9 protein-coding genes and 2 pseudogenes are annotated in these 10236 nt (G+C 53.2%); 7 read left to right on the top strand and 4 right to left on the bottom strand.

The genetic code is table 11. The features are described from left to right. Window positions 1-37: 37 nt before the first annotated feature. The 4 genes and pseudogenes from TW83_RS19920 to TW83_RS14600 all read left to right on the top strand — a co-directional run. Window positions 38-138, top strand: a pseudogene (locus TW83_RS19920) (IS5/IS1182 family transposase); the annotation flags it as partial. A gap of 301 nt (window positions 139-439) precedes the next feature. Next, on the top strand, window positions 440-682 hold the full coding sequence (locus TW83_RS14610) for a hypothetical protein (RefSeq protein ID WP_045983508.1): 243 nt from the start codon (window positions 440-442) through the stop codon (window positions 680-682). Beyond that, window positions 675-869, top strand: coding sequence for a hypothetical protein (locus TW83_RS14605; protein ID WP_045983507.1), 195 nt, complete (start codon window positions 675-677; stop codon window positions 867-869). Before TW83_RS14610 ends, TW83_RS14605 begins: the two co-directional genes overlap by 8 nt. Beyond that, a complete protein-coding gene (locus TW83_RS14600; protein ID WP_045983506.1) occupies window positions 862-1287 on the top strand; it encodes a hypothetical protein in 426 nt (141 codons plus the stop codon). Before TW83_RS14605 ends, TW83_RS14600 begins: the two co-directional genes overlap by 8 nt. 606 nt (window positions 1288-1893) lie before the next feature. On the opposite strand, the gene TW83_RS14595 is transcribed toward TW83_RS14600, so the two are convergent. Further along, window positions 1894-2256, bottom strand: coding sequence for a hypothetical protein (locus TW83_RS14595; protein WP_045983505.1), 363 nt, complete (start codon window positions 2254-2256; stop codon window positions 1894-1896). A 148-nt stretch (window positions 2257-2404) separates the two neighbouring features. Here TW83_RS14595 and TW83_RS14590 point away from each other — a divergent pair, with 148 nt between their 5' ends. After that, the gene (locus tag TW83_RS14590; protein ID WP_045983504.1) at window positions 2405-2620 is read left to right on the top strand and encodes a hypothetical protein; all 216 of its coding nucleotides are present in this window, start codon (window positions 2405-2407) and stop codon (window positions 2618-2620) included. A gap of 301 nt (window positions 2621-2921) precedes the next feature. Here the strand turns inward: TW83_RS14590 and TW83_RS14585 are convergent, their stop codons facing one another. After that, a complete protein-coding gene (locus TW83_RS14585; protein WP_045983503.1) occupies window positions 2922-3332 on the bottom strand; it encodes a BLUF domain-containing protein in 411 nt (136 codons plus the stop codon). A gap of 133 nt (window positions 3333-3465) precedes the next feature. Next, window positions 3466-4734: a CAP domain-containing protein gene (locus tag TW83_RS19915; protein ID WP_052714915.1), complete on the bottom strand. Its 1269-nt coding sequence runs from the start codon at window positions 4732-4734 to the stop codon at window positions 3466-3468. 410 nt (window positions 4735-5144) lie between these two features. Between TW83_RS19915 and TW83_RS20685 the strand changes: the two genes are divergently transcribed. Then, the gene (locus TW83_RS20685) at window positions 5145-5384 is read left to right on the top strand and encodes a hypothetical protein (protein ID WP_157001628.1); all 240 of its coding nucleotides are present in this window, start codon (window positions 5145-5147) and stop codon (window positions 5382-5384) included. 979 nt (window positions 5385-6363) lie between these two features. After that, window positions 6364-7665, top strand: a pseudogene (locus TW83_RS14565) (IS3 family transposase). 185 nt (window positions 7666-7850) lie between these two features. Here the strand turns inward: TW83_RS14565 and TW83_RS19910 are convergent. Further along, the coding region (locus TW83_RS19910; protein ID WP_162198056.1) for a calcium-binding protein at window positions 7851-10236 on the bottom strand (2386 nt) is incomplete at its 5' end.

The raw sequence follows: 10236 nt of genomic DNA, 5'->3' as shown, positions 1-10236 counted from the left end.
TGAGATGAGCGACCTTTTCTAGCTGACCGACGCGCAGATGGCGCGCCTTGCCCCCTTTTTCCTCCGAAGTCCCACGGCAAGCCACGCGTTGATGACAGGCGCGTTCTTAGCGGGATTGTTTTCATTATCTGCAATGGCTTTTTGCTGCCCACGATGCCCTGAGAAAAGCGGCCCCCGGAGGAGGCTCCGGGGGCCTTCGCGAGGGACCGGTACACCCGCCAAGTATAGGCTGAGTGGGGGAACAACCCGGCTACCGGATACGCCTAGCGTTCGAAAGTGCATGTCATGCAACTATAACGATATCAAAACTTCGTCATATGTCTATGCTAATTTTCCAGCTTTCTGGCCCGCCGCGTGCGGGCTTTTTCATGCCCGGAGGCATCATGCTCATGCCTGACCCAAGATGGCGCAGTGCCGCCAGAATGCACATGAGGCCCATATGAATGTAGACCTCATCATCGAACGCTTCGGCTTGGTAGGTCTTTGCCTCGTCGGCATGGGCTTTGCTGTTCTCATTCTGTGGAAGCGGCTGTCCGAGGTATCGGACGCACGCACGGCAGATGCAGAACGCAACGCCGACCAGCTGGTCAAGCTCACCGACGAGGTGAAGGGTGCCATGCGGGACGCCAGCGTCGGCATGGATCGTCTCACCGAGGTCATCAAGGATCGACGGGATGGGTAGGATCATGGACGTGCTGACCGGTCGCCGTGCGGCCGAAGACCGCGCTGAGCGGGATCGTCTCTCACTTAAGACGGACCTGGCAATAGACCAGGTGACCGCCGAGGCCGAGGCGCTGCGAAAGAAGCGGGCCGCACTAGACGGCCTGATCGAACATCTCAAGGAAAGGCGGAGGGGCACGAATGCCTGACCTCGTACGAGACATTGCCCTATTCGCGGATGCCGGACTGACGGCCGTCCTGACCCTCCTGCACATCCTGATTATGCGGGGTTTCCTACCGATCTTCGGGCGGCCCGACGGCACGGCTGTCTGGCACCTGGCGGCAAGCTATGTCTGGATCTCGAGCACGGTCGCCGCGCGGGCCATCTACTGGGCCTATGCGCCTGAGGAGTTGCGCTCGTTCCTCGGAAAGGGACTGGTCAATTGTACCTTCACCCTCGCGTTGATCTACGGCGGGTTTCTGGTGCTGAAACTGCTCTGGCTGATCATTCCCGATATCGATCGATCGAAGTACTCGATCCTCACGGCGCCGCTCTATCCGGCATCGTCTGAATGGCGGCTAGGGGTGTTGCTGAACCTGCTGAGAAACACGCGGCGGGATGAGTAGGTCGGCAGCCCCGCACCCCTGCCTCCGAGTGCGGGACCGCCTGGCCGGGGGGTGCCTGCTCTTTTTCTCCTCCTCCGGCTGTAGCCGATGCTAGCCCGTCCTTACCACATGCCAATCCCCGCCCGTTCTGACCGGCAGGCTTTCTCTTATCCAATGCTGAAGAATGCGGCGGCACCGGATAGCCCACTATCCGACACCGCCTAACCGGAGGGGCCAAAAATTTGCCCTGTACCGGCTGCACCTATTTTTAGCCCGCTCTCAACACATGCCTACCCCTGCCTGCCCCGACCGGCGAGCTTTGAATTATCCTGACCTATGAGAAGGCAGCGGCACCAGATAGCCCAATCCAACCGGTGCCGCCTGACCGCCGAGGAACGACAAAAAACCAAAGCGAGCGCGCCACCGGCCCTAATATCGGCGTCGACATTGAGGCCGATGCTCTGACTGCCGCGCTGAACAAAGTTCCGGGGATCTAAGCCAGGCAACCGCATTGATGTCTCTGCGCGTGGTGAGCCGGCTGGTATGCCATTACCACCGCGCAACGCTTCATCTCATGGAAAAATGAGGTCTCCGGTCCAGCCAAACCGGTTCCGAAGGTCGAGAGCCTCAGGCCAGCTTGCGAACGGCAGTGCCGTCACCAGGCTCAGTACTTGCAGCAGGAACAGCGCTGTCGGCAGTATGATCAGCATCAGCGTGCATGCCCATGTGAGCGCGAGCAGAAGCTCGGTCCCGATCTGCCTGGCTTTTTGCATTTGCGCGCCTCTGCTTTACCGTCACCGCCGTCTTGCTTGCGAACTTGTCGATGGTTTCGAGTTCGCTGATCATCCGCATGATGCGCAATCGGATGAAGGCCTCATCCTCATCACTGACGGCGATACGGGGGATGGCGACCCTGCAGGCCGTGATGACGGCCTTGGCATGGGCCAAGTTGATAGCGAGGTCTTTGCTCGTCTTCACGCGATAGTCCACTGGCAGCTCCGCCGTTTTTTGACAGCGTAATCTAGCATCTCTTAACGAAGGGTTAACCTCCTACAAGGCAGCAACGATCGCTGCCATGCTTTTGGACGGCTTGCATTGTGTTCTTCTTTCGTTCTAGTCGGACCGGAAGGAGACAGCCATGCCCCGCCGCCGTATCCACGAGCCGATCTTTCCGGAGAACCGGGCCCTCTACATTATCTGGTGCGAGGAGTGGCAGGGCGACCGGTACTCCCTAGCGGCCGGGCACCTGAGCGCCATGCTAGCCGCGTGGGATGCGATGGCCGACTATTCCCCGCGGGACGCGCTGTCTCTTCAGTTCGGCATCAGGGTCATCCGGACCAGGCTGCTAAAATGATCCGACATTCAACATCGCCGTGCGTTGTTTTGTCCCATAGCCAGAAAAAGCACAAAAGGAGAACTTGCGCAGTGGTGACACTGGTAGGCTGAATGACGAACGCTCTTGACCATCTGATACACGACCTCTTGGGCACAGGCCAGGAGCGGTTTGTCCGTGCATGATCACCGCAAGTTTCAGTCCGAGCTTGCCAGGCACCAGGCGATCAAGACGATGCTCGATGCGAAGGTGAGCTTTGCCATCAGGATGTTCGAGAGGAACGACTGCTTGCCGTCATCGGATCAATGACGGCTCAGTCAAGTTAGCGGACCTGTGTCCCTGACTGCGCGTGCATGAAGGCAAGCACAGCCTTTGCATACTCTTGGTGATCGGCAGTTCCAGCTTCATGTGTCGCGATGAAGTTAAAGAGCGAGTTTTCCTCTGACAAACCAAGGGCCATGTCCCAATCAGGAAACTGCCGGGTCGGGACAACATTCCTTCCCAGAACTGTCAGCCCGTGATGGGATTTGCTGCCGTAGATATGGCGCTCAACAATCTGCAGCTCTGCTTCCGGGCCTTCTATCCACTGGTGGAAGATCCCATCTTCCCAGTGAAGATACCCGGTGATGTCCATGTTGCTGTTGCGATGACGCGCTTGGGCCAAGATGGCCTTGAGCTTCGGGTCCTTCGGCTGAAGGGTCGTTTCGCTACGGTACAAAAGATTGGTGATCAAAGCGTCCTACCTCTCGCAGAGGCAAGTTTCATGCCTCGGGCGACCAGCAATAGGAATAGCTGATCATCAACGGCTAACCTTAGTTAGTCAGTTAGACTGATAGCTGATCACGGGGATAAGCCTCATGGCACGCTTAGAAGAGTAGGATATCTTCCGCAATCGCTTCCGCGGTTATGCCTTTACCAATAAGCGTGATGACGTTTCCGTTTCCGAAATCCAAAACCGCCTTCGTCGGAGTTTCCGTGATGATGTCGTAGAACCCTGGAACAGACTGGCGAAGGATAGCATCATCTATCATGAGCCGGTCGATCCCAATCTGATAGTCTGTTATGTTATCGGAGCCGCCGCCTGCGTGGAACACGAACGTGTCGGCACCAGCCCCACCAGTGAGCACGTCGTTACCTTGTGATCCAATCAACGTGTCATTTCCGGCGCCGCCTTGGATTGTATCGGAGCCAATGCCGCCTACCAATTTGTCGTTGCCACCCCCACCCCACAGAACGTCATTTCCATTTCCCCCGATGAGGGTATCGAAACCAAATCCGCCGTTTAAGGTATCGTTGCCGTCTCGACCCCATAGAAGGTCATTTCCGCCGTGACCCTCAAGTCGGTCATTGCCCTGGTTGCCATCGAGGACGTCATTCCCTAGCCCACCAAGCAGCACATCGAAGCCATAACCGCCAATGAGACGATCATCGCCTTGCCCACCGTCAAGGGTGTCGTTCCCACCTCCGCCATGAATCCAGTCGTCACCTGCCAGCCCTCGAGCGAGATCGGCACGACCACCAAGCAGAAAGTCGTCTGAACGAGCGGTTCCTTGCACCGCAAGGCCGTCTGGCGAGGAGGTTTTGACGACACCGTCGAAGCTATCGTCACGCCATTCGCCGCGGCTTTCTGCACTTGTGTCGATCGCCGGAACAATACCTCTTCCAAAGACACCGGTATCCAATACCGGCTGTCCTGTCGTCCGTCCAAAGTTCTGAGTGACCATCAGAACCGCATGGCCTTGGAAATTGCCCATCTCTAAACCGATCCCAATAAACTCCATATCGGGGTCGACGATGTTCCGGTAGTGACTTGGGCTATTGAGAAGGTTCTGATGCAGCTGCCTAATTTCGTCAGTCAGGTCCGCAGCGCCACGAACTGAGACATACGCCAAGTTCTCTCTCGTGCCCCAGCTTTCCCCGTACATGGGGAACCCAGCCTTCTCCATGCGATCAGAAGCGGATGATCCACCTGCGCCCACATGTGAAAACATGTCCGCATAGAGCATCCATTGACTATGCCGTTCGGCAGACTCATTTAAGGGCTTTGCAATTTTAAGCGGTGCAAGGCCGTTCTCGAGGCGGGTATTGTTCACCAGCTTGACGAAATAGTGCTCGTAGGCAGTCGCGAAACTCATGGATCTATCCTCTTCGAGAGCAAATAGCATCAAGTACGAGCATTTCGCAAACAATGCATTAAGATCGCACATGGTAATAAGATAAATCTGTAATTGTTTATCTAGCTACCTCGCCCCCCCACAGTGGGCGTGGTCCGTCGCCACTATGCCCTTAAAGAGCGGGTGTTCGAATTCAATGCTTAAGGGGCTGTAGAAGGTTCGGTCACGAGCGTCCGACAAATGGGGCCGCAAGCCTTGGGGCTGGCCGGACGACCGCAAGTAGCCCCCTGCCCTCGTGACAGACAGCGACTAAGTCGAACCGTTCACCAGCATGCACCAGTTGGAATACCTTGATCGGATCTTCAGTCTGGTTGAAGTATCTTAAGGATATATTAATAAATCGCATGTAAAAATTTTGTAAAGGAGTCAACATGGACCTTGAGATTAGAAGTGTTCGCGAACTTAATGTACAGCTTGCTCACGCAAACTCAGTTATTGATACCTGTCGCAAAAGCATCCACCGGTTGAACATCGGTGATGACGCAGTTTCCTATGCTTTGACGCGAGTTGATATGGCAATCTGCAATCTGGAAGTCATAAGAGAGCACTTAGAAAAAGATGCTGCGCTTTGGGCACATCTAAGGGCCGCAAATATTATAAATGATAACTGAATCAACGATGATTTTAAAAAGATCATAGTGATCGAAGATTCTGGAAGATAAAGAAGGACTCAAGCGTGATCGCTAAAAGCCTCTCGGTCTGATCTGCTGACGTCCGTGGTGGATGCGAGATCGACAAGTTACGCAACTACACCAGCTTAGTACGTAGAGCTCAACCTTTTTTAGATGCGTCGCTACTATCGGCTCTAGCCGAGAGTAATTGACTGGCGCACCCTGCGGGCTCCGTCCTGGCAGGCCTTCTGGACGTGGACGTCAGTGTCAATGCACTAATTAAGTGCTATCTGTGGTCCTGGATCTGCCAACATCATGAATAACAATAGTTGGGATTTGATTTTGCACCATGCCTGGACAGACTCCCCACGGCGATCCGATATTTATATCTGAGCGGATGGCACGTTCTGTTCTCCGGGCGCCACCTTACCACATTCTGTCTGATCCAAGTGTTCGGAAAGAAAGTGAAGGGATTGCATACAACTGTCGATCTGCTTTTTGACGAGTTTGCGTTCGCCGCGGTCCAACACCTTCACGCAGCTATACGCATGCTCAGCCTTATCACGCAATACAATCAATGACTTAACGAGTTCATCCAACGTCTTCGTATGTGCCATAGTTGCTCCGTCTTTCAAGATAATTTCGGTGTGCACAGGCGCTACGCCCGTCTGAAACCAGATCAAAACCGGAACCATAAACAATCGTAGGGTGCATAGCTTTTACCTGCTTATCGTTCGAAATTCGTTAACGGGTGGCGGAAATTCGCCGAAAAATTTGTAGTTTTTCATCTATTCACTCGGCGATGCATAAATACAACACAACAATAACAGATTACTCAGATCCTCATGTACATCCGTTCACGCGATCAAGAATTGCCCAAGCTAGAAAACAGCCCAAGGGACTGTGTCCCCGGCGAATGTCCATGAACTGGCCCCGGTTTCGACCGGACATTTGGGCATAGCCATGGAGGCTTAGGTATATGCCTGAGCACGTGCTTATGTCTGAGATTGAGATCATCACCGATGGCGGTCGTCGGCGCCGCTGGACTGCTGCCGAAAAGCTGCGGATCGTCGAGGAGGCGCTGGAGGATCACGCCAGCATTTCCATCGTTGCGCGGCGCAATGGCGTTGCACCCAACTTGGCTCGTATCGTTGGCGAAGGCTCATGCTCGAAGGGGGGAGTGTCGCCGTGACCGAGGATGATGACGTCACCAGCAACAAGGTCGTGCGGCAGCTCGAGGATCGCATCCGCGAACTTGAACGGCATCTCGGCTGCAAGACGCTTGAGGCCGAGATCCTGCGCGAGGCCCTGGACAAGTCACGCTCAAAAAGACCGACCTGGCATGTGCGGTCGCCGCTGACAGGCGGTTCCCGGTGAAGGTCGTGGCAGAAACCCTCGGTGTGGCCCGCTCGAACCTGGTCGATCGACTGAAGGGCAAGACGAAGCCGCGTCGGCGCTACCACAAGGCGCAAGACGCTGAGCTGGTGCAGCGGATCGCCACGCTGGTGACGTCCCGGCCGACTTATGGCTACCGCCGCATCACCGCGATCCTGAACCGACATCTGCGGTCAGAATGCTTGGCACCGGTCAATCACAAAAGGGTCTACAGGATCATGCAGGCCCATAGCCTGCTGCTTGCGCGGACATATACGGAGCGTCCCGAGCATGTTCACGACTGCAAGGTCATCGTCATACGCTCTAACCTGCGTTCGCCGGTGGGCTCGAACCAGTGGCGCCTCACCGGCTCACTGTTCGGATGGGTTCGAGTTCACCTGCTGGAATGGCGATATCGTCCGCGGTGCCTTCATCATCGATGCCCACGACCGCGAAATCATCGCTTGGCGTGCCGTCGTAAGTGCAGGGGTCAGCGGGTCAGACATCCGCGACATCATGCTAGAGGCCGTCGAGCGTCGCTTCGGAACATACCGTGCGCCTGCGGTCGTCGAGATGCTGTCCGACAACGGCTCACCCTACATCGCCAGGGACACGCAGATCTTCGCGCGCCAACTTGGTCTGAAGCCTTGCTTCACCCCGGTCCGGAGCCCTCAGAGCAATGGCATGTCGCTCGACCATTGTCCTCGGACCAATGGCGGACAAGGTCTCGCCATTCGTGAAGACGCTCAAGCGCGATTACGTCCAAGTGACGCCGCTACCAGACGCCCAAACCGTTCTCGGATTGATCGGAGGCTGGATCGAGGACTACAACGACAATCACCCGCATTCAGGGCTGAAGATGCGCTCGCCTCGCGAGTTCATCGCAGCTCAAACCGCAACTGCCTGAGTGTCCGGTGAAACGGGGGCAAGACCAGTCCATCACCTAGTATCCTTGGGTAAAAAGCTACGGATCGTGAGCCTTATTGATACTTATTCTAGCTACTGCCGGCGACGGGTGTGCGGTTCCAGTATCGTATTTATTGATTTTTTCGATGCGTATGCCATCAAACAAATCCGCCGGGCTGTCGAGGTTTAAAAAATAAGATCTATATTATCGGAGTTAGTAACTCCCGGAAGAAAAATAACGAAATCAGCATTTCGATCGCCGTTGACGTCAGCGCAAACATATGTGCCGCCATCCTCGCTTAAGAACCACAGGGCGTTTGCTTCTGGTCGCTGACAGATTTTTAGCGACTGAAAACTTGGTCTGTTGATATTTGAGTCAATTGTGGATAGATCAATAATATCGACACCGGTTCTGAAGTCGTATACCTTATCAAACGCCCCTGGCTTGCTATCGCCGAGCTTAAACTGAAAGATATCTCTTCCAGGGCCGCCATATAGATGATCTATTCCCGCTCCGCCGCTCAGACGATCATTGCCCGAACCTCCGCGGAGAGTGTCATTGCCACCCTCCCCGTATAGACGATCATTGCCGTGTTGTCCGTGGATTAAGTCGTTGCCAATGCCCCCATATGATTGATCATCACCGTACCCAGAAAATAGCACATCGTTACCAAAGCCCCCGAATAGGTTGTCGTTACCTGCCGCACCAGCCAATGTATCGCTACCTAGCCCACCATAAATCTGGTCGTTCCCCCATCCTCCGTGGACATAGTCGTTTCCTTGGTTGCCGCTAAGCCGGTCGGATCCATATCCACCAAAGATTCTATCGGAGCCGTAACCACCGTGGACAATATCTGAGTCAATGCCGCCAAAAATCGTATCTTGGCCCGATCCGCCTAAGATGCGATCGCTTCCAGCATCTCCATTTATAAAATCGTTACCATCTCCTCCATTAATTTCATCATTTCCCGCTCCACCATATAGGCGGTCAAATCCTGTACCGCCGTATATGACGTCGTCTCCCAGGCCACCAAAAACTATGTCATGCCCGTGATTTCCGCTTAGCTCATCATCGCTAGCAGCACCGTAAATTTTATCATTTCCAGACATTCCGTAAATTTTATCTGAATGCGCCGTGCCCCATAACTGATCAGCCGATGCACTCCCATAAATTACCTTTCCTTCGTTCAAAGGAGCTACGCTTGGGTCCTCATCAAGGTCTGAACCAATCCCGCCTACCGAATCAATAATTCTTGATAAATTTTCAAAATAAAAGTTTGTGGCAAACTTAGCCTCATAAGTAAGTTTTATTGCCTCAGAAATCTGAAAGTCCGAAAAACCTTTGAGATACCTGTTAGACAAAGAATAACGTTCGGATTGCTGTAAAAAGTCTATGTTATATAGGTATAGGTCAAACATTATGTTAGACGCGCTTGCGATCTTCACTTCTCCTCCGCCGGGCATGGAGATATACAGATCTGCACCATCTATCCGAGTTGCGTTTTGAAGCTGTACCTTACTCTTAAATGCACCTCCAAACGATATTAGATCGCCAGACGCAAAGTCCAAAATATCTACATTTGCGTCTGGCATTACTATAAAGAGATCATTCCCTGCTCCGCCGACAGCAGTAGACTGAAGTCGGCCTTTGGCGGACGAAAATAAAAGCATATCGCTACCACGGCCACCCCTAACATTATCAAATCCGCCGTCTGATAAAATTAAATCGCCGTGATCGCCGGCCAGAAGGATATCATTACCCTTTCCTCCGGCAATAACGTTTTTGCCGCCACTTCCGAATATTCTGTCATTACCAACATGGCCGTAAAGCACGTCATTTCCGTTTGCTCCCTGGAATGCGTCATTAACCATTCCTGTTCGTGGGTCGGTGACGTTGTGAGCGCCCTCTATAAAAAGATCTCGCTTACTATCTGAGATTACAACTACGACAATTTCGTTGGGCGCTAGCTCGCTGTCAAACGTGCCACCTGGTCCTGAAACGACTTTCATGTCGCCACGAGCATCAGCTATCTGTCCAGGTAAGGGAGTTTTGGACATAGACTCGTCGTACCAGGTACTATAAGGCGAATCTGCGGGTATAATATGATACGTGGATACATGATAGTTGCTGGATATGCTGCTCAGATAAATTGATGTATCTTCATCTGTTTGATTGTAGAAGAATACTACTTTCTGATTTTTTTCTGAAAATCCGTTAGTCTGAATATCACCCGATTGCTTCACCCAGTCGGAAACTTCCGTGTTTTTTACAGAGCTTTTACCTATTAAATGTCTTTCAGCGACATCATAAAGCTGACCCATTGGGGTCGCAATTGTTACTATCGCTCCGCCATCGCTTTCGGACGGTGAAAATTTCGTGTCGTAGAATTTGTTCGATAGCCAATCATATGAAATTCCCCAATGATCGATCGCATCGACACCCGCCTCGATCAGTTTTGAGAACGCATCGATCCATGCTGCAGCCTGTTGCGTTCCAACAGCAGTGTTTTCACCGATATTGAATTCTGATATAATAAGTTGAATGTCATCTGAACATACATTCCCCAAGTGG

Source organism: Paracoccus sp. S4493, assembly GCF_000967735.1.
Taxonomy (GTDB): Bacteria; Pseudomonadota; Alphaproteobacteria; order Rhodobacterales; family Rhodobacteraceae; genus Paracoccus; species Paracoccus marcusii.
Note: the sequence above shows the minus strand (reverse complement) of the source record. Positions and strands in the feature narration are given on the sequence as shown.